Below are 20,610 nucleotides of genomic sequence, written 5' to 3'. Positions count from 1 at the left end.
CGGCGCCGGTTATCGCCACCGGCGCCGCCTTTACCGGATCAGGATGGCCCGGAAATCGTTGACATTGGTGCCGGTCGGACCGGGCACGAACAGATCGCCCAGGGCGGCGAAGGCGGACCAGGCATCATTGCCCGCCAGCATCGCCGCGGGGTCAAGGCCCAAGGCGCGCAGCCGCGCCATGCTGCCGCCATCGGCGAAGGCGCCTGCGTTATCCTCGGACCCGTCGATGCCGTCGGTATCGGCGGCCAGCGCCGCGATGGGCAGGCCCTCGATTCCCAAGGCGAGCGCCAGCAGGAACTCGCTGTTTCGCCCGCCGCGCCCCCGGCCTCGCAGGGTCACGGTCGTCTCGCCGCCCGACAGGATCACCACGGGGCGCGCGAAAGGCCGGCTTCGGGTCGCCACCTCGCGCGCGATGGCGGCATGAACGCGGGCCACGTCGCGCGCTTCGCCCTCGATCGCGTCCGACAGGATCACCGCCGGAACCCCCGCCGCCGCGGCCCGCGCGGCAGCCGCTTCAAGCGACAGCCGTGCCGATGCCACCACGCGGACCTCATGCCCCTTGAAACGGGGATCGGCGGGATCCGGCGGCAGGCCATCCTGACCCGCGAACCACTCTGCCAGCCGCGGCGGCAGCGCGATCCGCCATGCCTCGATCATGCGCCGCGCTTCCTCGCGGGTCGCCCCGTCCGGCACCGTCGGACCCGAGGCGACCTGCGCCGGATCGTCGCCCGGCACGTCCGAGACGACCAGCGACACCACCCGCGCCGGATGCGCCGCGAGCGCCAGCCTGCCGCCCTTGATGCGCGAGACCTGCTTGCGGATCGCATTCATCACCGAGATCGGCGCACCGCTGGCCAGCAGGATGCGATTCAGCTCTATCTCGTCCTCCAGCGTCAGCCCCTCGGGCGGCGCCGGCAGCAGCGCCGAGCCGCCGCCGCAGACCAGCGCCACGACCAGATCGTCCTTGCTCAGCCCGCGGACGGCCTGGAACAAGGCCTCGGCTGCCGCAAGCCCGGCCTGATCGGGAACGGGATGCGCGGCCTCGATCACGCGGATATTGCGGGTATCGCAGCCATAGCCGTAGCGCGTGACCACCACGCCCTCGACCGGCGCGTCCCACAGGCGCTCGAACGCCGCCGCCAGTTGCGCCGCACCCTTGCCGGCGCCGACCACGACCGTGCGGCCCCTGGGACGATCCGGCAGATGCCCGGCCAGCGCGGTTTCGGGATCGGCAGCAGCCACCGCCGCGTCGAAAAGCCCGGCCAGGAAATCGCGATCCTCGGCTTTCATTCCATCTCCCCCTCTCGACCCGTCGCTCCGAACCTTGCAGAGCGCTTTTCGCGGAACGCCGCAAGCCCTTCCCGCAGATCGCCGGATGCGGCGGCGACGCTGCCGGCCAGCGCCTCGAGCACGCGCTCGCGTTCCTCGCCCTCGGCGGCGTTGACCAGCATCTTGGTGATTTCCGTTGCGCGCGGGGCGCGGGCAATCACCCGCGCGGCCAGCGCCTCGGCGGCAGCCATGCCAGCGCCCGTCGGGACGACCTGATCGACCAGCCCGAGGCGCTGCGCTTCCTTGGCGCCGAAAACCTCGCCGAACAGCGCCATCCGACGCACCGCACCGGCACCGAATCGACGCACCGCACGTTGCGTTCCCGACCAGCCGGGGATGATGCCAAGCGAGGTTTCGGGCAAGCCGAGCCGCACATGCGCCTCGGCCAGGCGGTAGTCGGCGCAGGCCGCCAGCTCCAGCCCACCGCCAAGGCAATGCCCGTTCAGCACCGCGATCACCGGCTGCACCAGGCGGGCCAGCGCGTCGAAGGCGGCATGGCCGTCGCGCAGCCAGCGGCGGCCGAAATCGTCGGGCGACAATTGCGACCAGGCGGCAATATCACCGCCCGCGCAGAACGAGCGCCCGCCCTCGCCCGTCAGGATCACCACCCGCGCATCGGATCGCTCGATCCGCTGGCAAAGGGGCAGCAATCCGTCCACCATTTCGGCGTCCAGGGCGTTCAGCTTGTCCGGGCGGCGGATGGCCAGCCGCGCGATGCCCGCCCCGATCCGCAGGTCGAGGCGCGGATCTTCGCTCACAGCACCAGGCCCATCGGCGCGTCCCGAAACAGCGCTGCATCCATTTCCCCAAGGTCATCCGCCACGCGCAAGGGCGTCGCGGCCTGGTCCAGCACGTCCCGTTGCAGGTCGACGCCAGGCGCGATCTCGGCCACCGTCAGCCCTTCGGGCAACAGGCGCAACACGCAGCGCTCGGTGACATAGATGACCTGCTGCCCCTGCGCCACCGCGCGACGGCCCGAGAAGCTGACCTGATCGACCTTGGGCACGATCTTGGCAACCTTGCCCTCGCGGTCGATGACCAGCCTGCCACCCTCAAGCCGCATCTTCGCCCCAGCATTGAAATTGCCCGAAAAGACGATCCGCTTCGCCCGCGCCGTGATGTCCACGAACCCGCCCGCCCCCGCCGTCCGATGCGGCGTCGCGGCAAGGCGGCTGACGTTGACCGAGCCCTCGGCGTCGATTTCCAGGAAGGACAGCAGGGAACAGTCGAAACCGCCCGCCTGGAAATAGCAGAACTGATGCGGCGAAGCGACGAAAGCCTCGGCATTGCTGGCGCAGCCGAACTTGAAATCCAGCAGCGGCACGCCGCCGACCGCGCCCTGCTCGATGACCCAAGTCACCGCGCCATGCAGGCCCTCCTCGATCAGGATGCGCGGCACATTGGCCGAGATGCCAAAGCCGATATTCACCGCCCATCCCGATCGCAGCTCTTGCGCGACGCGCCTGGCGATGATCTTGCCGGGATTGAAATCCGCCGCGCGGAAACTGGACAGCGGCCGGAAGACCTCGCCCGAGATGGCGGGGTCGTGCGGCGTCGCGGTGGTCTGCAACTGATCGGGCGCCTCGACGATCACATCGACCAGGATGCCCGGCACCTTCACGTCATGCGGCTTCAGCGTGCCCTGCGCGGCGACACGCCGGACCTGCGCAATGACGATGCCGCCGCAGTTATGCGCGGCCAGCGCCATTTCCATCGCGCCAAGGGTCGCGCCCTCGTCCTCGAAGGTCAGGTTGCCGTTCTCGTCCGCCGTGGTCGCGCGGATCAGCGCCACGTCGGGTCGCAACGCGGGGAAATACAGCCAGTCCTCGCCCTCGAAGGCCAGGCGCTTGACGATGGGCGCGGCGCGGGCGGTGGCGTTCATCGCGCAGCCGTCCAGCGCAGGATCGGCAAAGGTCTCCATGCCGACCTTGGTCAGCACGCCGGGCCGCTGCGCCGCCCCCTCGCGCAGCATGTCGAAGACGATGCCCGAGGGCACGTTATAGGCCGCAACCTCCTCGGCCAGGATGCGCTGCCAGATCTTCGGCGGCTCGGCATTGGACGGCCCCGAGGGATAGGAACCGCCGATGATCCGCGCGATCATGCCGGGATGGGCGATATGGTCCACGCCGGGGGTGCCGAACATGTCCCCGGCAGCGATCGGATGGATGGTCGTCAGGCCGCGCGGGGCACCTTCCTGCGCAAAGCGCTCGCCCAGGGCCGCCAGGACATGATCGGGGCACAGCAATCCCGAGGACGAATTCACCGCGATCACCGCGCCGTCGCGGACCAGTTCTGCCGCCTGATGGGCGGTGCGGATCTTGGACATTGCGCTCCTCCTTCGCAATTGCATCTTAAGTAACTAACTGGTTATCTATATATCTGTGATCCGCCCCTCCCGGCAAGAGGAAAACCGGGATCGGCGCGACGCAGGAACATGATGAGGAGGATCGCGATGAACATTCTGCTGCAACCCGGATTCCTGCAGGGATTCGGCACGTTTCCCTTAAAGGGTGGCGCTCTGCGTGACGCGATCCATACGGCGGTCCAGGCGGGATACCGGACCTTTGACACCGCGCAGGGCTATGAGAACGAAGCGGACACCGGCGCCGCCCTGGCCGAGACCGGGATCGCGCGCGACCGTCTTTGCATCATCACCAAGGTCAGGCCCGAGAATTTCAGCGAATCGCGCTTTTTGCCTTCGGTCGAGTCCAGCCTGCGTGCCTTGCGAATCGACCGGATCGATGTGCTGCTTCTGCATTGGCCGCCGGCCGGAGGCGACATCACGCCGTCGCTGAACCTGCTGCAAAAGGCATATGAGGCTGGATTGGCCAGCCATATCGGCGTCTCGAACTATACCGCCGCAATGATGCGCCAGGCGCGTGCGGTGGTCGATGTGCCACTGGTCACGAACCAGGTCGAATTCCACCCCCTGCTGGATCAGTCGCGCCTGCTGGAGGCGGCCAGGGAAACCGGCATTCCGCTGTCGTCATACTGTTCACTGGCGCGTGGCGAGGTCTTTAAATACCCGCTGTTTGGGGAAATCGGCGGGACGCATGGGAAATCCGCCGCTCAGGTCGTCTTGCGCTGGATCCTGCAAAAGGGCCTCAGCATGAACACCATGTCCACCAGGCCGGAGAATATCCGGGCCAATCTGGAGATCATGGATTTCACGCTCTCGGCGGATGAGATGGCCCGGATCGACACGCTGAACGGCACGAATTACCGCATCGTGGATCGCGACCGGGTGCCCTGCGCGCCCGTATGGGACTGATACAGGGGCGCGGCAATCGCCGCGCCCGGCAAAGCATCAGCGATTGCCCCGGATCATGTCGGATGCCTTCTCGGCGATCATGATCGTCGGTGCATTGGTGTTCGAGCCGACCAGCGAGGGCATGACCGAGCTGTCGCAGATCCTTAGCCCGTCCAGCCCGTGAACGCGCAGCTGCGGATCGACCACCGACATCTCGTCGCGGCCCATCTTGCAGGTGCAGGTCGGATGGTATGAGGTGCGGCCGTATTGGCGTGCATAGGCCTCGTAATCCGCCTGCGTGCGCACGCTCGCATCGGGAAAGCGCAATTCGCGGATATATTTCCCCAGCGAATGCTGGCCGAAGATCTCGCGGCTGATCTTCACCCCCTCGGTCGAGATGCGCAGGTCCTCGGGTTCGGCCAGGAAGTTCGGATCGACTACCGGATTGTCGCGCGGATCGGAGGACCGCAGCGTCACCGTGCCCCGCGATTTCGGCCGCAGGGTATAGCTGTTCAGCGTGATCCCCGAACACCCCTTCGGCACCGAGGGCACGCCCGCCTCGGCCCCCGCGCCGGCCAGGAAATGGAATTGCAGGTCAGGGCAAGGCGCGTCGCGGTCGGCATACCAGAAGGCCCCGCCCTCGACCACGTTCGAAGTCACCGGCCCCGAATTGAACAGCAGGTATTGCATCCCGGCCCAGACCATCCAATGCGGCTTGCCGTAGCGGTCGAGGCTTTCATGCCCCTTCAACTCGGCCACGATGTCGATGCCGAAATGGTCCTGAAGGTTCCGGCCCACGCCCGGCAAGTCCTGCACCACCTCGATGCCGTGTCTGCGCAGGTGATCGGCGGGGCCGACCCCCGACAGCATCAACAGCTTGGGCGAGCCGATGGCGCCCGAGGTCACGATCACCTCACGCTCGGCCCGCGCCACCACCGGCGCGCCACCCTTGCCGGCGACATATTCGACACCCACCGCCCGGCTGCCCTCGAAGACCAGCCGCAACACCAGCGCGCCGGTCAGCACCGTCAGGTTCGGCCGCGACAGCACCGGGCGCAGATAGCCCACGGCCGCGGAACAGCGCCGGTTGTTGCGGATCGTCGTCTGATAGATGCCCGCGCCTTCCTGCATCGGCCCGTTGAAATCGGGATTATAGGGGATGCCGGCCTCCTGGCAGCTTTGCACGAAGGCGCGGCTGAGGAGATTGGGGCTGGGCAGGTTCGACACCCCCAGCGGGCCCTCGGTGCCGTGCCATTCGCCTGACAGGATCGTGTTCCCTTCCGAGCGGCGGAAGTAGCGCCGCACCTCCTCCGCGCCCCAGCCCTCGGCGCCCTCCTCGACCCAGCGGTCGTAATCGGACGGGTGGCCGCGGGTGAAGATCTCGGCATTGATCGAGGAGCCGCCACCCAGGACGCGGGCCTGGGCATAGGGGATCTCGCGGTTGTTGGCATGGCGCTGCGGCGCGGTCACCAGCCCCCAGGTCAGCGGCCCGGTGGTCATCTTGGCGAATCCCACCGGCATGTGGATCAGCGGGTTGCTGTCCTTGCCCCCGGCCTCGATCAGACAGACCCGCGCCTGGCTGTCCTCGGACAGCCGCGCGGCCAGCACGCAGCCGGCCGAACCGCCGCCGATGATGACGTAGTCGTAACCCTGCGCCATTACGCCGCCCCCTTACTTGATCCAATGCGCGCGCTTGCCGATCTCGACATGGACCGACTTGATCTGGGTATATTCCTCGACGCCATAGATGCCAGCCTCGCGGCCCCAGCCGGATTGCCGGAAGCCGCCCAGCGGCATTTCCGGCCCGCCCGCCATGATCGTGTTGACCCAGAACCGGCCCGCACGAACCCGCCGCGTCACGGTCAGCGCCTTGTCCAGATCCTTCGTCCACAGCGAGGCCGCCAACCCGTAGACGGTATCGTTGGCGATGGCGATGGCCTCGTCCACGGTCTCGAAGCGGAACGAGGACAGGACCGGGCCGAAGATCTCGTCCCGCGCGATGGCCATGTCCCGGCGCACGCCCGAGAACAGCGTCGGCGCGATGAAGCGGCCCGCGCCGATTTCCAGCACCTCGCCGCCGGTCAGAAGGCGCGCCCCTTCCTGCCGGCCCTTGTCGATATAGCCCAGGATCGTCCGGTTCTGCGCCTCGGTGGTGATGGCGCCCACCTGGGTCGCCTCATCCAGCGGGTCACCGATGCGGATGCGGCGCATCTTCTCGACCAGCAGGCGCTCGAACTCGTCGGCCACCGACGCCTCGACGACCAGCCGGCTGGAAGAAACGCAGCATTGCCCGGTGTTGAAGCTGATGCCGAAGGCCGCCGCGTCGGCGGCATCCTCAAGGTCGCTGTCGGCAAAGACGATGATCGGGTTCTTGCCGCCCAGTTCCAGCCCCAGCTTCTTGAAATTGCTGTCGGCGGCGGCGTGGACGCAGGACCGCCCCACCCCGGTCGAGCCGGTAAAGGACAGCATGTCGATGTCGGGATGTTCGGCCATCGCCTGCCCCACGGTGCCACCGGGTCCGGTGACGACGTTGTAGACACCCTTGGGCAAGCCGGCCTCGGTCAGGATCTCCGCAAGGATCAGCGTGGTGGCGCTGGTCACTTCGGAAGGCTTCACCACCATCGTGCAGCCCGAGGCGAGGATGAAGGGCACCCGCTCGCACAGGATCAGGAAGGGAAAGTTCCAGGGCGTGATCAGCCCGACCACGCCGATCGGCTCGCGCAGGACCATGCCGAACAGCCCGTCGCCCAGCGAGTTGAAGCTGTCGCCATGCAGCAGCCGGGCGGCGCCGGCGGCAGTCTCGAAACAGGCGATGCAGCCTTCGACCTCGGCCCGCGCCTGGCTGATCGGCTTGCCGTTTTCCAGCACCTCCCAATAGGCGACCTCGTCGCGGCGGCGGCGCAGGATTTCGGCCGCGCGCAGCAACACGCCCGCACGCTCGCCGCCCGAGATGCCGGCCCAGCTGCGGTCCTCGAAGGCGCGACGCGCGGCGGCAACGGCATCGTCCAGGTCGCCCGTGGTGCAGCGCGCCACCCGCGTCACCGGCACGCCATGCGCGGGCGAGCGCTGTTCGGCCAATTCGCGGCCCTGCCGCCATTCGCCGTCGATGAAAAAGCCGAATTCGCGCGGCGACTCCGGAAGGGAAAGGGTGCGGGCGATCTGGTCCATCGTGTCGGGCTCCTCGGGAATGCTGCAATGTCAGTTCTGCGAAATGACGATCTGGGTCTTCAGGTCGGCGGGGCGGTCGGCCAGGGTCTCGAAAGCCTCCTGGATGCGCTCAAGCGGATAAGAGGCCGTGGTGAAGGCATCGGTGCGAAACCGGCCATGCGCCAGCAGCGCCAGCGCATCATGCATGTCCTGACCCATGCCTGCGACCGAACCTTTCAGGCTGTTTTCTTCAAGGATCGTGCGCAGGATCGGCACCGGCACCGCCGCGTCAGCGCCGGTCAGGCCGAAGAAGGCGACATGGCCGCCCTTGCGGATCAGGTCGAATGCAGTGGCGTAAAGCGCCGGATGGCCCACGCTTTCGATCACCAGATCCGCACCCCGGCCGCCGGTCAGCTCAAGCACCGTGGCCTTCAGTCGCGCGGGATCGCTGACCGCGGCATCGGCGCCGGCATCGAAAGCCATCGCGCAGCGTTCCGCGGACAGGTCGGCCACGATGATCGGCGCAGCCCCCACAAGCCGCATCATCTGCACATGCAGGTTGCCGACCGGCCCCGCACCCAGCACCACGACCGATTGCGCGATCCCGGCCTGTGCCTTGCGCGCCGCGCGGACCACGCAGGCGACCGGCTCGGTCAGGGCGAGGATCTCGGGGGCGATGTCATCGGGCGCGGGAATGACCAGCCGACCGGGCAGCGCGACGCATTCGGCAAAGGCGCCGTCGCGGGTGATGCCAAGCTGCGCCATCTCGGGGCAGTTCAGCACCTCGTTGCGGCGGCACCAGTAGCAATGCCCGCAGCCGATATTGATGTCGGCGACCACCATCCGGCCCGGCGCCAGATGGCGCTGGTTTGCGCCGGCCTCCTCGATGATGCCGCAAAATTCGTGCCCCGGAATGATCGGCAGGTCGTCGGCGGCATAATGGCCGTGGAACATGTGCAGGTCGGTGCCGCAGATCCCGGTTCGGATCACGCGGATCAGCACCTCGTCCGCGCCGATCCGGGGGCGCGGCACCTCGCGCAGCTCGAAGCGGCGCGGGGCGGTCAGGACGGCTGCTTTCATCATGGTCATGGCTTACTTCACCGTGCGCAGTTTCGAGCGGTCGATGGTCAGGGCGATGGCGCCGATCAGCACCAGTCCGAACAGCATCTGCTGCTGCGTCGCCTCGACCCCCAGATAAAGCATAGAGGCCCGGATGACGGCGACGATCAGCGTGCCGATCAGCGTGTTCAGCACGCCGCCGACGCCCCCGGTCAGGGGGGTGCCGCCGACCAGCACCGCGACGATGGCGGGCAGCAGGAAGCCGTTGGCGATGGTCGGCGCGCCGCCCGACAGCTTGACCGAGAACAACAGCCCCGCAATCGCCGCCAGCGCCCCGGAAATCGCGAAGGCCAGCATCTTGTAGCGCCCGACATCGATGCCGGATGCCTTCGCCGCCGGCTCACCCGCGCCCACGGCCTTCAGCACCCGGCCCAGGATGGTGCGCCGTTCGATGAACAGGCACAGCGCCAGCAGGGCGGCGGCCAGGAACAGCTCGTTCGGGACGATGCCGGTATGGCCGATCATCCAGCCGAAGACGGCGTTCCTCTGTTCGGCATCCATGTTCAGGGCGCGGTTGCCCGACAGCCATTGCGCGATCGAAAAGCAGACCCCGCCCACCGCCAGGGTCGAGATGAACGAGGGCACGCACAGCCGCGTGGTCAGGAAGCCCGACACCATGCCAAGCCCGAAACCCGCCGCGATGCACAGCACCGCCACCCACGCCCCCAGCGAGGCGAGGTAGATCGAGGCGATGACCGTGATCATGTTGGCCATCGACTGCACCGAAAGGTCGATCCCGCCGATATAGATGGCAAAGGTCAGCCCCAGCGCCATGATGAACAGCGGCACGATGTCGCCCGCAAGGCTCAGCAGGTTCGCGGGGCGCAGGAAATTCGGATCCACCACGCCGACCATGGCGGTCAGCACCAGCAGGGTGATCCAGGGAAGATGCGGTTTGATGCGTTGCATGGTCATCTGCGCCTCAGATCATGTGGTGGAGAAGATCGTAGAGCGACGGCTTGGCGCCCGGCCGGCAATCGAAGCGCTGCCGGATCGCGCCATCCTTCAGCACGACGATGGTGTGCGACAGGCCGATGGCCTCTTCCAGCGTGTCGGCCACCAGCACGATGCCGACGCCGTCGTCGCTCATGTCGCGGATCATGTCGTAGACGTCTTCCTTGGCGCCGATGTCGAGCCCCCGCGTCGGGTGGTCCAGCAGCATGATGTCGGACCCGCCCGAGCGCCATTTCGACAGCACCACCTTCTGCTGGTTGCCGCCCGACAGGTTGCCGCAATCGGCGAATTCGGAATGCGCCTTGATCGACAGCTTCCTGATCCAGTCCCGCGCCAGCGCCTTTTCGCGCGCCACGTCGATCACCCCCGCCCTGGAATAGCGTCCCAGCTGGGAAAGGGTCATGTTCTCATAGACGTTCATGCCCGAAACGATGCCCTCGACCTTGCGCTCGCGCGGCACATAGCCCACGCCCATCGCGACCGAGCGGCGCGGATTGAAGTCGCGAAGCTCTTGCCCCTTCATCTCGAAGCGGCCCGAGACCGGCGCCAGCATCCCGTAGATCGTGCGCAGGATCGCCTCGCGACCCGAGCCTTCGGTCCCGACCAGGCACAGCACCTCGCCCGGATGCAGCGCCAGGTCCAGCTTGTGCGGGCGCCCCGGCAGGACGATGTCGCGCATCTCGAACAGCGTCCGCGAGGCGTCATAGGGCTTCTGGCGCTGTTCGCGGTAATATTCGCGGTCCACGTGGCGGCCGACCATCTTGTGCTGGATCGCGCTGGCATCGGCTTCCGCCTTGGCGACGACATCCATCACCTGCCCGTCCTTCATCACATAGATGCGGTCCGAAAGCGCCATCACCTCGTCCATGCGGTGGCTGACGAAGATGAAGGACGCGCGGCTGGTCAGCTCGCGCACCAGCTTGAAGAGCAGCTTCACCTCCTCCTCGGACAGCACCGAGGTCGGCTCGTCCAGCAGGATGACTAGGTCGCCCTCGACCCGTTCCTCCAGCGTCAGCACCTTGGCCAGTTCGACCAGCTGGCGCTGCGCAAAGGACAGGGCCGAAGTCACCGTGGCGGGATCGATCTCCAGCTTGACCTTGGCAAGCTGTTTCTTCGCAGCCGCGGCCATCGCCTTCCAGTTCACCACGCCCAGGCGGGTGAACTGCGCCTCGTAGCCCAGGAAGATGTTCTCCATCACCGTCAGGTTGGGGATCAGCGACTGTTCCTGGAAGACCATGCCGATGCCGCGTTTCATCGCCTGCCGGGGATTGGCGAAATGCACCGGCTTGCCGTCGATCAGGATCTGGCCGCCGTCGGGCTGATAGGCGCCGTAGATCACCTTCATCAGCGTCGACTTTCCTGCGCCGTTCTCACCGACGAGCCCGACGATCTCGCCGCGCTTGATGTGGAAGTCGATGGATTTCAGCGCATGGACGCCGGGGAATTTCTTGTCGACCGAGCTTAGCTGATACATGGCGGCCTCATTTCGCGAAACTGACAAGCCGCCGGTCGGTGGACAGCACGACCGCGACGATGACAAGGACGCCCAGCAACCCGTCCTGCAGGTAGTTGGGCAGGCCGATGACGACCATGCCATTGCCGATGACATTGACGATCAGCACGCCGACGACCGCGTTCAGCACGCCGCCGATCCCACCCCACAGCGCGACGCCGCCGACGACGACCGAGGTGATGGCGATGAACATCAGGTTCGCGCCTGTCACCGATTCCGCCTGCCCCAGCCGCGCCACCTGGAAGATCGCGGCGATGGCGTAGAACACCCCGGCCAGCGCGAAACCCGCCAGCCGCACCCGGCGCACGTTCACGCCCGAGGCATGGGCAAGCTCCTCGCCGCCGCCGACGGCGTAGAAGTTACGGCCAAGCGTCGTGTGGTTCTGGATGAACCAGGCCAGCAGGACCAGCAGGACGGCGATATGGACCATCAGCGGAAAGCCAAGGATGCGCCAGGTCAGCAGGGCGCGGAACACATCGTCATTAATGCGGACGATATCCCCGCCCGTGACCAACACCGCCGCCCCGGTGCCAACGAAGCCCATCGCCAGGCTGGCCATGAACGACGGGATCTGAAGCCGCACATGGACCATCCCGGTCAGCCAGCCGAAGAAGGCGCCGCAGAGCAGGATCGCCGGAATGGCCAGCCAGGCGCCCGCGCCCAGGGAACCGCCCAGCTTCAGGAACAGCAGGCAGAACAGCACCGCGCAAAGCGACACCGCCCCCTCCATCGACAGGTCGATGGAGCCCATGACGATGATGATGGTGACGCCAAGCGCCACCATCATCGGCGGCGTCGCGGCCAGCGCGATCCGGGCCAGGTTGCGTTGCGACAGGAAGGCGGGATTGATCGCCGTGAACAGCACGACCAGCCCCAGCAGCACGAGGGCCGGAGCCCATCGGATGACATTCTCGCGGGTGAGCTTCATCTTCAACGCAGTTCTCCTCAACACTGCCCGGCCGCGCGCCCCTGGAAAGGACGGCGGGGAGGACCGCAGCGCGGTCGACCCGTGGATTTTCAGAAGTCAGCGATACTGGATCTGGCCGTTGCCCGGCCCCCAGAAGTCGGTCCAGTCATAATCCGGCGTGGCGTCCAGATATTGGGCCTTGAACGCGGCTGCATCGGCCTGCGTGATCAGGATCGTCGGGCCGTAGAACTCGCGATGCTCCTGCGGCTCGTCCGAGGGTTTGAACGTGCCGATCGCGGCATGATAGGCCAGGGCCGCCGAGATGCCGCCACCCCAGTAGGGATTGGTAAAGACCGTCGCCAGAAGCTGGCCGTCCATGACCAGCTTCACCGCCTCGGGATTGCCGTCATAGGCGACGATGGGCATGTCGGTGATGCCTTCGGCCCGCAGCGCCTCGATCACACCATAGGCGATGTTGTCGGCGGCGCAGTGAACGCCGGTGATGCGGTCGCCATAGCGGGTCAGGAAGGACGACATCAGCTGCGCCGCCTTGGTCGTGTCCCAATCGGCGGGCTGCGCGTCCAGCAGTTCGATGTCGGGGAAATCCTTCAGGGCGTTATGCAGCCCGGCCAACCGCTCGACCGCCGGATTGTTCGCCGCGATCCCGCCCAGGTGCACGACGCCGCCCTTGCCGCCCATCGCCTCGAACAGGATCCGCGCGGTCTGCTCGGACGGCTGTTCGTCCGACCAGGTCATGTGGCTGACGTAGTTGTCGCCGAAATCCCAAGGGTGCAGGTCGTCGGTCTTGTTCCAGATGGTCGAGATATAGCCCCCCGCCGCCTGCACCGCCTCGACGATGGGCCGGGCGTTGGGACTGTCGTTCGGATCGCAGGCGATGGCGCAGTTGCCGCCCGTCTTGGCCAGGAAAGCCTTGATGTCGGCCAGCGATTTTTCCGACGACCCCTCGCTGATCAGGCTGACCAGATCGGATTTGCCGCGCCCGATGGATTCGACAAAGGCCTCACCGCCCGACACGACAGCGTTCCAATAGGCCGAGGCACGGTCGCGATAGCTCCAGGCAATGGCAGGGCCCACCAGCGCGGCGCGCGCCTGCCCGCGGCCGGACATCCCCGGAACGGCCATCGTCGCGATGCCGGCGGCACCCGCCAGCAGCAGCTTGCGGCGGGTCATGACCTCGCGGTCGATAAAGTCCTTGATGAACGTGGACATCCTCAGCCTCCCTTGCAAGGCGCCGCCAGGATCTCTCCTCAGACCCGACATGGCGGCACAGTCGATAATGCACTAACTGGTTACTTGTTTGCAGGGAGGCGAGTCAAGCGGAATCATTAACCGGATGGTGCATAAAGTTGCCATCTCCGTCTTGCGCCGGGCAAGGAGTGCGATAACTTTCCGTAGGACGGCATTGGACCAGCACAGAATTACCGGAGACGCAGCGTGACCGCAGAAGCCAAGACGCCACAGCGCACCAAGCACCGCACCCGCGATGCGGAAGCGACCAAGGCACGCATCCTCAAGGCGGCGCTGAACGAGTTTTCCCGCAATGGCCTGGGCGGCGCCCGCGTGGACGTGATTGCGGAAAAGGCCGATGCCAACAAGCGGATGCTCTATCACTACTTCGGCAGCAAGGAAGAGCTGTTCCAGACCGTGCTGGAGAATGCCTATATCGACATTCGCGACGCCGAACAGAAGCTGGATCTGGACCACCTGCCCCCGAAAGAGGCGCTGGAGCGGCTGGTGCGCTTCACCTGGGAATATTACCTGAAACACCCCGAGTTCATCACGCTGGTCAACAGCGAGAACCTTCACCGGGCCAAGCACCTGAAGAAATCCGAGATCGTCAAGATCTACAGCCGCCGCTTCGTGTCGATGGTCGACACCATCCTGCAGCGCGGGGTTGCAAGCGGCGAGTTCCGGCCGGGAATCGATCCGGTGCAGTTGAACATCACCATCGCCGCGATCGGCTATTACTATCTGACCAACCGCTTCACCGGCTCGATCATCTTCGAGCGCGACCTGATGGCGAAAGAGGCGCTGGAAGAGCGCCTCCGCTTCAATATCGACACGATCCTGCGCCTGGTCAGCGCCTGACCCGCTTCAGATCCCGCTGGACAGGCCCAGACGGCAAAGCCCCGCCTGGGCACATTCCGCATCCTCATGTCCCAGCGCCCCCGACACGCCGATTCCGCCCACGATGGCCTCGCCGTGAAGGATGGGTAAACCACCTTCCCAAGTGATCAGCCGCGGGCGGTTTGCCAGCCCTGCCCTCAGATCGTCGGCACCGTTCATGCGGGCGCAGAAATCCCGCGTCGAACGTCGCATCGTGGCGGCCGTGAAGGCCTTGTCGGCGGCAAAACCAAGCGTGGGAGCCCCGACGCCGTCCATCCGCGCCGAAGCCAACGCCTCGCCGCCGTGATCCACGACGACGACCGCCACCGACCAGCCGCGAGATTCGGCATGCTCAAGCGCATGGTGAACGAGGCGCAAAGCCGGCGCCGATCTCAGCACCGGCGTCATCTCGACAGGGCTGGCTTTGCCCCGCTGATCCATTCCTAGCCCCATTTGCTCGGAAGCCAAGTGATGATCGGAGGGAACGCGACCATGATCGCCACCAGCACCAGAAGCATGATGAAGGGGATGGACGCGACGAAGATTCGTTCCATCGGCAGCCGCGACACCAGCGCCACGCCGTAGAGGGCCACACCAACGGGCGGGGTGATCAGCCCCAGCACACAGACGATGCGGAACAGCACGCCCAGATGCAGGGGATCGATCCCGAAGGCCGTGACCGATGGCGTGATGGCGGGAACCAGCATCAGGATCACCGGCGTGGCATCCATGAACAGGCCCAGCACCAGCACCACCAGCAGGATGGCGACGAAGATCAGGGCCGGGCCCGACACCATCTCCGAGACGTTCTGCGCCAGCATCATCGGGATCTGCTCGCGCGCGATGAGCCAGGCGTCCAGCCCCGAGACCGAGACGACCGTCATCAGCGCACCGCCCGAAGTGCCGGTATGGACCAGACTAAGGTAGAATTCGGCAAAGTTCGGCTTGCGATGGACGATGCCCAGGAAGACGGCATAGACGACGGCGAACGGGCCTTCCAGCTGATGGCTCAGCGCGCTGAGCCCGAAGAAGGTATAGGCGAGCAAAGCACCCGCAGCAGCATCCACCAGCCCAGCGACCCGGCCCGAGCAAAAGGCGGCAGCATACGGAGGACCAGCACCCTGCGGGGCAGAAACAGGGAATAGGCGTAGGGCACCGGAGTCGCGGCGATCCGCCCGCAGGCCGCCTGCGCCGCGGAAGGGCGCAGAAAGAGACCACGACAAAGCCGATCCGCCAGGCCGCCACGGCCAGCAGCACATGCGATTCCGGGATGCGCCTCAGGCCATGGCCGGTAAAGGGCTGGCAACCGATCTTGGTCGAGGCCCCGAAGGCCCCCGACAAGCGCAGCCCATCGCAGAGGCCGCCGCACCCGCATGTCCCAAAGCCCCAGCATGGCAAAGCCCAGCCCTGCCATGATGCCGACGCGCGGCAAATCGTCCGGTCCCGGCAAGGCGGCATTCGGATCGCGCTTCGGGATCGGCAAGCCGAGCTTCGGCCCTTCGATGGCATGGTCCCCGCACCGCGCTTCGCGGGCCGGAACGGGATGCGCCACCGGCCCGCGCGGGCTTAGCCATGCATTCGTCCCGCCTCCAGGCCATGGCATGGGCGGCCAGTGGCCCGATTGCTAGGCAAGCTGATAAGCTGTCTTCACCACCGTGTAGAACTCGGCAGCATAGCGGCCCTGTTCCCGCGGGCCGAAGGACGAGCCCTTACGCCCTCCGAACGGCACATGATAGTCGACGCCCGCGGTCGGAAGATTCACCATGACCATCCCCGCCTCGACCCTGCGGCGGAATTCCGAGGCGTATTTCAGGCTGCCAGTGCAGATCCCGGCTGAAAGGCCGAACTCCGTGTCATTGGCAATGGCCAGGGCCTCGTCGAAATCCCCGACCCGGATGACCGAGGCGCAGGGGCCGAAGATTTCCTCGCGGTTGATGCGGGCGTCGTTCGTCGTTTCCAGGAACAAGGCCGGGGCCTGGTAGAAACCGGGCTTGTCCAGCTCCAGCCGCTCGCCGCCAACCACCTCGGCCGCTTCGCTTCGCGCCAGCTCGACATAGGCAAGGTTGGAATCCAGCTGGCGCTGGTCGACCACCGGGCCGATCTGGGTATCCGCCTGCAAGGCATCGCCAACGCGCAGGGCCCGCATTTCGCGGCCAAGCATCTCGACAAAGGCATCGTGGATGCCTTTCTGCACGATCAGCCGCGAAGACGCGGTGCAGCGCTGCCCGGTCGAGAAGAACGCGCCATTCAGGCAGGCCTGCACCGCAGTCCGCAGATCCGCGTCATCCATCACGACCATCGGGTTCTTGCCGCCCATCTCGAGCTGCACCTTCCGGCGCAGGGTGCCGCATGTCGCGGCGATGCGCGACCCGGTCGCGGCCGAGCCGGTGAAGGACACCGCGTCGACGCCCGGATGCGACACCAGGGCATCCCCCACGACCGATCCCGGCCCCATCAGCAGGTTGAAGACGCCGGCCGGGCAGCCATGCTTGTGCAGAAGCTGCGCGATCACATGGGCGCAGCCCGGCGTCAATTCGGCGGGCTTCAACACCACGCAATTGCCATAGGCCAGCGCGGGCGCGATCTTCCAGGCCGGGATGGCGATCGGAAAGTTCCAGGGCGTGATCAGGGCGACGACGCCCACGGGCTCTCTGGTGACGGCGACGTCGATGCCGGGGCGGACCGACTGCTGGGCATCGCCGGTGACGCGCAGCGCCTCTCCGGCAAAGAACTTGAAGACCTGGCCTGCGCGGATGGTCTCGCCCATGGCCTCGGGCAGGGTCTTGCCCTCTTCCCGCGCAAGAAGGCGGCCGATCTCTTCCTTGCGCGCCAGCAATTCGGTGCCGACGGCATCAAGCAGGTCATGCCGGACCTGCGGACCGGCAAAGGCCCAAGCCGGAAAGGCCGACCGGGCAGCCTGGATGGCCTGGTCGACCGCGGCGCGACCCGCGCAGGCAAAACGCCCGATGACGTCGCGCGTATCGGACGGGTTGACGTTGGGCCGGCAGTCGCCGTCCAGCAGCCATTCGCCACCGACCAGGTTGCCCTGGATTTCGTTCATGTCTTTCATGATTGTCTCCTGCTGGGTTCAGGCTGCGACGCGATCGAACGCCAGTCGATCCAGCGATGCGATGGCTGACGCGCCAAGGGCCGTGAAGGGCGGCAGCACGTTCTGCCATTCGGGGTTGGCGGTGCGGCGGGCCACCAGATGTTTGACCGCGGGGATCAGGGGGCATGCCGATATGGCGGCCCGCAGCTCGGCCAGCCGGGGCGCCAGGCCCGCCTCTCCCCGCCAGACGCGGGCGCATATCGGGGCAGTGTGATTCGCCGTGGCCGAGATGCAGCCCGCGAAGCCGTCCCTTCGTCCCTCGGCCAGCGAGGTTTCCGAACTGGGAAAGACCTGCAGGTGGGGAAGCCTGAAGGCCAGGCTGCGGCAATAGGAAAGGTCGCCGGAGCTGTCCTTGATGCCGTCGAACCGCTGCGGCGCCGCGGCGTGCAGCTGCGCGATCACCCTCTCGGGGATCACGAAGCCGGTCATCTGCGGGAAATTGTAGAACCAGACCCGGATCGGCCGGTCGCCCAGCGCCGCGTGAAGCGCCAGATACCAGGCGATCAGCCCCTCTTCGGACGGGGGCGTATAGTAATAGGGCGGCAGGACCAGGGCCACAGGATAGCCCAGGTCATCGGCATGACAGGTCAGGGCGATGGTTTCGTCAATCGACGGCGTGCCGGTTCCGACCATCAGGCGGCAAAGGTCCAGCGCCTCGGCGGCTTGGATCATGACCATGCGGCGCGTCCCGGTGTCGAGGGAATTCGCCTCGCCGGTAGACCCCAGGACGTTCAATCCGTCGCAGCCGTTGGCCAGGGCCCAGCGCGCATGTTCCACAAAGGCGGCCCCCAGAAAGCGGCCCCGTGCGTCGATCGGTGTCGGCACCGCAGCGACGATCCCTTTCATCCTGTTCTCCTTTGGGTTCCCTGCATGGCTGGACGAGGACCGACCGGCAGATCCGGGTGATCCGGCCGGGGCGCCATGGCGCGGGACCAGCCGCCGGGTTCTTCCATCTCGCCCGCCTCGTTGATGAAGACCTCGCGGTTGATGCGCGCGAAGATGGCGTTTTCGGGGTCCAGCTCATCCTCGTATCGGATCGCGTCGACGGGGCAGATGCTTTCGCACATGCCGCATTCGATGCATTCGGTCGGGTGGATGTAGAACATCCGCTCGCCCTCGTAGATGCAGTCGACGGGACAGGAGGTGGTGCAGATCCCGTCCTTGACGTCGATGCACCGGCCCTGGATGACAAGCGCCATGGCGCCTACCGGCCGCGCCAGACGGGCGCGCGCTTTTCGCGGAATGCGGCGACGCCTTCGATCGAATCCTCGGATTGCAGGGCAGCGATCAGGGCCGGGCGGCGCAGGTCGCGCGCCTCGTGCGGATTCAGGTGGGCCGTCGAGCGGATCGTGTCCTTGATCGCGGCCACCGACAGGGGCGCGCAGGACAGGATGTCCGCGACCCAGGCGTCAACCTCGGCATCCAGCCGGTCGGGCGGCACGACCGCATTGACCAGCCCGAACTGCGCGGCCTCTTGGGCAGAGAGCATCCGGCCCGTCATCATCAGCCCGGCCGCAATGTTGCGGGGGATCAGACGCTGCAGGGCGACCATGCCGCCGTCCAAGGGCAGGCGTCCGACCCGCGCCTCTGGCAGCCCGAACCGGGCTTCGGTCGAGGCGATGACGATATCCGCGCCCAGCACCATCTCGAACCCGCCGCCAAGGGCAAGGCCGTTGATCCGGGCAATGACCGGCACGGTCAGGCTTTGCCGCAGGGCGATGCCGCCAAAGCCGTTCGGATTGGCCGCCCCCCAGTATTCCAGCCCGCTCAGCCCGTTCGCGGCCTTCATGTCCGCGCCGGCACTGAAGGCCCGGTCCCCCGCCCCGGTCAGGACCACGCAGCGGACATCGCTGCGCGTCTCGATTTCCGACCAGATGCGGTCAAGCCTGGCATCGGTTGCCGCATCGACGGCATTCATCCGGTCGGGGCGGTCGATGGTGACGCGCGCGACCTGGTCGACGACTTCGAAGCGGACGGTCATACCGCCTCCTTCCGCGCGACGGCGTTCAGGCTGAATTCGCGGATGACCTCGTCGGTATGCTCCCCCAGTCGCGGCGGCGCATGGCGGATCACCACCGGAGCCTCGCTGAGATGAACGGGCGAGCCGACCAGGCTGATCTTTCCCAGGATCGGATGGTCCAGGTCCAGCAGCATGCCATTGGCCGCGGTCTGGGCGTCATCCAGCGCCTCGCCCAGGGAACGGACGGGCGCGCACAGCAGGTCCTGATCCTCGAGCCGCTTGATCCAATGGGCGGTCGTGTTGGTTGCAAAGGCATCGCGGAAGCGTCCCTGCAGATAGGGCTTGTGTGCCCGCTGCGCCGCAAGGTTCGGATAATCGGCCGACAGATCCTCGATCTCCAGGGCCGCGCAGATGTCGCGCAGCGGATGCGGCTTGAAGGCGCCGACCACCACCACCGCCCCGTCGCTGGTGTCGAAGACACCGGTCAGGGGCATCGCGGCCCAGTTCAGCACCTCGCGATGCTTCGACCATTGCGCGGCCTCTTGCATCTGCATGGCGATCATCGAATCGTAGAGCGAGACGCCGACCTTCTGCCCGCGCCCGGTCTTGGCCCGCGCCAGCAGCGCGGCAAGGATCCCCTGCACAAGATGCATCCCGGCGGTGTAGTCGCACAGCGTGGTCGGATAGATCGACTTCGGAACCGCCGGATCCTGGGTCTTTTCCATGACCCCGGTCATCGCCTGGGCCAGCACGTCCTGGCCGCCCTTGTGGGCATAGGGGCCGACTTCTCCGAAGCCGGTGCCCGAGGCGCAGATGATGGCGGGGTTGATCTTCGACAGCGTGTCATAGTCGAAACCCAGGCGCCGCATCACCCCGGCCCGGAAATTGTCCACGACCACGTCCGACTGGGCGACTAGGTCATAGATCATCCGGCGGCCCGCCTCGGACTTGGTGTTGATCTCCACCGACCGCTTGTTGCGATTGAGCGAGGCGAAGACCGCGTTGTTCATCGCCTCCTCGCTCGGCTCGCCGAAGAAATTGCGCGACAGGTCGCCCTCGCCCGGCCGCTCGATCTTGATCACGTCCGCACCGAAATCGGCCAGCATCTGCGTGGCGCAGGGCCCCATCATCACCTGGGTAAAGTCGAGGACGCGGATGCCCTCCAGCGGAAGGTGCTGTTTCGTCATGGTCGTTC

Annotated in this window: 20 protein-coding genes; 2 read left to right on the top strand and 18 right to left on the bottom strand. The window is 66.5% G+C overall.

The features are described from left to right. Window positions 1–30 precede the first annotated feature (30 nt). The 3 genes from KF941_RS25740 to KF941_RS25730 are packed head-to-tail and all read right to left on the bottom strand — an operon-like array spanning window position 31 to window position 3,655. Window positions 31–1,290, bottom strand: coding sequence for a glycerate kinase (locus KF941_RS25740; RefSeq protein ID WP_214274984.1), 1,260 nt, complete (start codon window positions 1,288–1,290; stop codon window positions 31–33). After that, on the bottom strand, window positions 1,287–2,087 hold the full coding sequence (locus tag KF941_RS25735; protein ID WP_214274983.1) for an enoyl-CoA hydratase/isomerase family protein: 801 nt from the start codon (window positions 2,085–2,087) through the stop codon (window positions 1,287–1,289). The genes KF941_RS25740 and KF941_RS25735 overlap by 4 nt, the downstream gene beginning before the upstream one ends. After that, window positions 2,084–3,655, bottom strand: a complete 1,572-nt coding sequence (locus KF941_RS25730) for an acyl CoA:acetate/3-ketoacid CoA transferase (protein WP_214274982.1) — start codon at window positions 3,653–3,655, stop codon at window positions 2,084–2,086. The genes KF941_RS25735 and KF941_RS25730 overlap by 4 nt, the downstream gene beginning before the upstream one ends. Window positions 3,656–3,781: 126 nt before the next feature. Between KF941_RS25730 and KF941_RS25725 the strand changes: the two genes are divergently transcribed. After that, window positions 3,782–4,600 carry an aldo/keto reductase gene (locus tag KF941_RS25725; RefSeq protein WP_214274981.1) on the top strand — a complete coding sequence of 273 codons (819 nt, stop codon included), beginning with the start codon at window positions 3,782–3,784 and terminating at the stop codon, window positions 4,598–4,600. 36 nt (window positions 4,601–4,636) lie between these two features. Here KF941_RS25725 and KF941_RS25720 read toward each other — a convergent pair whose 3' ends face one another. The 7 genes from KF941_RS25720 to KF941_RS25690 all read right to left on the bottom strand — a co-directional run bounded on the left by KF941_RS25720 (window position 4,637) and on the right by KF941_RS25690 (window position 13,449). Then, window positions 4,637–6,238: a GMC family oxidoreductase N-terminal domain-containing protein gene (locus KF941_RS25720; RefSeq protein ID WP_214274980.1), complete on the bottom strand. Its 1,602-nt coding sequence runs from the start codon at window positions 6,236–6,238 to the stop codon at window positions 4,637–4,639. A gap of 12 nt (window positions 6,239–6,250) precedes the next feature. Beyond that, entirely contained in the window at window positions 6,251–7,747 is a 1,497-nt protein-coding gene (locus KF941_RS25715) for an aldehyde dehydrogenase family protein (RefSeq protein ID WP_214274979.1), read from the bottom strand. A 30-nt stretch (window positions 7,748–7,777) separates the two neighbouring features. Beyond that, window positions 7,778–8,815: an alcohol dehydrogenase catalytic domain-containing protein gene (locus KF941_RS25710; RefSeq protein ID WP_036750617.1), complete on the bottom strand. Its 1,038-nt coding sequence runs from the start codon at window positions 8,813–8,815 to the stop codon at window positions 7,778–7,780. 3 nt (window positions 8,816–8,818) lie between these two features. Next, window positions 8,819–9,760, bottom strand: a complete 942-nt coding sequence (locus KF941_RS25705; RefSeq protein WP_028717433.1) for an ABC transporter permease — start codon at window positions 9,758–9,760, stop codon at window positions 8,819–8,821. A 7-nt stretch (window positions 9,761–9,767) separates the two neighbouring features. Continuing rightward, window positions 9,768–11,273, bottom strand: a complete 1,506-nt coding sequence (locus tag KF941_RS25700) for a sugar ABC transporter ATP-binding protein (protein WP_214274978.1) — start codon at window positions 11,271–11,273, stop codon at window positions 9,768–9,770. Between the two features lie 7 nt (window positions 11,274–11,280). Then, window positions 11,281–12,240, bottom strand: coding sequence for an ABC transporter permease (locus KF941_RS25695; RefSeq protein WP_240540666.1), 960 nt, complete (start codon window positions 12,238–12,240; stop codon window positions 11,281–11,283). A gap of 96 nt (window positions 12,241–12,336) precedes the next feature. Beyond that, window positions 12,337–13,449 (bottom strand): sugar ABC transporter substrate-binding protein, encoded by a 1,113-nt coding sequence (locus tag KF941_RS25690; RefSeq protein WP_240540624.1) that lies wholly within the window; start codon window positions 13,447–13,449, stop codon window positions 12,337–12,339. A gap of 225 nt (window positions 13,450–13,674) precedes the next feature. Here KF941_RS25690 and KF941_RS25685 point away from each other — a divergent pair, with 225 nt between their 5' ends. Next, a complete protein-coding gene (locus KF941_RS25685; RefSeq protein WP_036750604.1) occupies window positions 13,675–14,328 on the top strand; it encodes a TetR/AcrR family transcriptional regulator in 654 nt (217 codons plus the stop codon). A 6-nt stretch (window positions 14,329–14,334) separates the two neighbouring features. Here the strand turns inward: KF941_RS25685 and KF941_RS25680 are convergent, their stop codons facing one another. The 8 genes from KF941_RS25680 to KF941_RS25650 all read right to left on the bottom strand — a co-directional run bounded on the left by KF941_RS25680 (window position 14,335) and on the right by KF941_RS25650 (window position 20,602). After that, entirely contained in the window at window positions 14,335–14,787 is a 453-nt protein-coding gene (locus KF941_RS25680; protein ID WP_214274975.1) for a heme-binding protein, read from the bottom strand. A 2-nt stretch (window positions 14,788–14,789) separates the two neighbouring features. Further along, the gene (locus KF941_RS25675; protein WP_214274974.1) at window positions 14,790–15,413 is read right to left on the bottom strand and encodes a TRAP transporter large permease subunit; all 624 of its coding nucleotides are present in this window, start codon (window positions 15,411–15,413) and stop codon (window positions 14,790–14,792) included. Then, window positions 15,356–15,721: a bestrophin family ion channel gene (locus KF941_RS28595; protein ID WP_346429036.1), complete on the bottom strand. Its 366-nt coding sequence runs from the start codon at window positions 15,719–15,721 to the stop codon at window positions 15,356–15,358. Before KF941_RS28595 ends, KF941_RS25675 begins: the two co-directional genes overlap by 58 nt. Window positions 15,722–15,970: 249 nt before the next feature. Continuing rightward, window positions 15,971–17,407, bottom strand: coding sequence for an aldehyde dehydrogenase family protein (locus tag KF941_RS25670; protein WP_214275243.1), 1,437 nt, complete (start codon window positions 17,405–17,407; stop codon window positions 15,971–15,973). 27 nt (window positions 17,408–17,434) lie between these two features. Further along, window positions 17,435–18,301: a dihydrodipicolinate synthase family protein gene (locus KF941_RS25665; protein ID WP_072461858.1), complete on the bottom strand. Its 867-nt coding sequence runs from the start codon at window positions 18,299–18,301 to the stop codon at window positions 17,435–17,437. Then, on the bottom strand, window positions 18,298–18,654 hold the full coding sequence (locus tag KF941_RS25660) for a ferredoxin family protein (RefSeq protein WP_072461857.1): 357 nt from the start codon (window positions 18,652–18,654) through the stop codon (window positions 18,298–18,300). Before KF941_RS25660 ends, KF941_RS25665 begins: the two co-directional genes overlap by 4 nt. Window positions 18,655–18,659: 5 nt before the next feature. Continuing rightward, window positions 18,660–19,436, bottom strand: coding sequence for an enoyl-CoA hydratase-related protein (locus tag KF941_RS25655; RefSeq protein ID WP_036750593.1), 777 nt, complete (start codon window positions 19,434–19,436; stop codon window positions 18,660–18,662). Next, entirely contained in the window at window positions 19,433–20,602 is a 1,170-nt protein-coding gene (locus KF941_RS25650; protein ID WP_072461856.1) for a CoA transferase, read from the bottom strand. Before KF941_RS25650 ends, KF941_RS25655 begins: the two co-directional genes overlap by 4 nt. Between the last annotated feature and the right edge of the window lie 8 nt (window positions 20,603–20,610).

This window comes from Paracoccus sp. pheM1 (assembly GCF_018499825.1).
Taxonomy (GTDB): domain Bacteria; phylum Pseudomonadota; class Alphaproteobacteria; order Rhodobacterales; family Rhodobacteraceae; genus Paracoccus; species Paracoccus versutus.
The sequence above is the reverse complement of the archived record's forward strand: the minus strand, read 5'-3'. Positions and strand labels throughout refer to the sequence as shown.

What these genes read in the sequence shown, in the direction of transcription:
- KF941_RS25740 (WP_214274984.1), bottom strand. Translation starts at nt 1,290, where the DNA reads ATGAAAGCCGAGGATCGCGATTTCCTGGCCGGGCTTTTCGACGCGGCG.
- KF941_RS25730 (WP_214274982.1), bottom strand. Translation starts at nt 3,655, where the DNA reads ATGTCCAAGATCCGCACCGCCCATCAGGCGGCAGAACTGGTCCGCGAC.
- KF941_RS25725 (WP_214274981.1), top strand. Translation starts at nt 3,782, where the DNA reads ATGAACATTCTGCTGCAACCCGGATTCCTGCAGGGATTCGGCACGTTT.
- KF941_RS25720 (WP_214274980.1), bottom strand. Translation starts at nt 6,238, where the DNA reads ATGGCGCAGGGTTACGACTACGTCATCATCGGCGGCGGTTCGGCCGGC.
- KF941_RS25715 (WP_214274979.1), bottom strand. Translation starts at nt 7,747, where the DNA reads ATGGACCAGATCGCCCGCACCCTTTCCCTTCCGGAGTCGCCGCGCGAA.
- KF941_RS25710 (WP_036750617.1), bottom strand. Translation starts at nt 8,815, where the DNA reads ATGACCATGATGAAAGCAGCCGTCCTGACCGCCCCGCGCCGCTTCGAG.
- KF941_RS25705 (WP_028717433.1), bottom strand. Translation starts at nt 9,760, where the DNA reads ATGACCATGCAACGCATCAAACCGCATCTTCCCTGGATCACCCTGCTG.
- KF941_RS25700 (WP_214274978.1), bottom strand. Translation starts at nt 11,273, where the DNA reads ATGTATCAGCTAAGCTCGGTCGACAAGAAATTCCCCGGCGTCCATGCG.
- KF941_RS25695 (WP_240540666.1), bottom strand. Translation starts at nt 12,240, where the DNA reads ATGAAGCTCACCCGCGAGAATGTCATCCGATGGGCTCCGGCCCTCGTG.
- KF941_RS25690 (WP_240540624.1), bottom strand. Translation starts at nt 13,449, where the DNA reads ATGTCCACGTTCATCAAGGACTTTATCGACCGCGAGGTCATGACCCGC.
- KF941_RS25680 (WP_214274975.1), bottom strand. Translation starts at nt 14,787, where the DNA reads ATGGATCAGCGGGGCAAAGCCAGCCCTGTCGAGATGACGCCGGTGCTG.
- KF941_RS28595 (WP_346429036.1), bottom strand. Translation starts at nt 15,721, where the DNA reads ATGCGGGTGCGGCGGCCTCTGCGATGGGCTGCGCTTGTCGGGGGCCTT.
- KF941_RS25670 (WP_214275243.1), bottom strand. Translation starts at nt 17,407, where the DNA reads ATGAACGAAATCCAGGGCAACCTGGTCGGTGGCGAATGGCTGCTGGAC.
- KF941_RS25665 (WP_072461858.1), bottom strand. Translation starts at nt 18,301, where the DNA reads ATGAAAGGGATCGTCGCTGCGGTGCCGACACCGATCGACGCACGGGGC.
- KF941_RS25660 (WP_072461857.1), bottom strand. Translation starts at nt 18,654, where the DNA reads ATGGCGCTTGTCATCCAGGGCCGGTGCATCGACGTCAAGGACGGGATC.
- KF941_RS25655 (WP_036750593.1), bottom strand. Translation starts at nt 19,436, where the DNA reads ATGACCGTCCGCTTCGAAGTCGTCGACCAGGTCGCGCGCGTCACCATC.
- KF941_RS25650 (WP_072461856.1), bottom strand. Translation starts at nt 20,602, where the DNA reads ATGACGAAACAGCACCTTCCGCTGGAGGGCATCCGCGTCCTCGACTTT.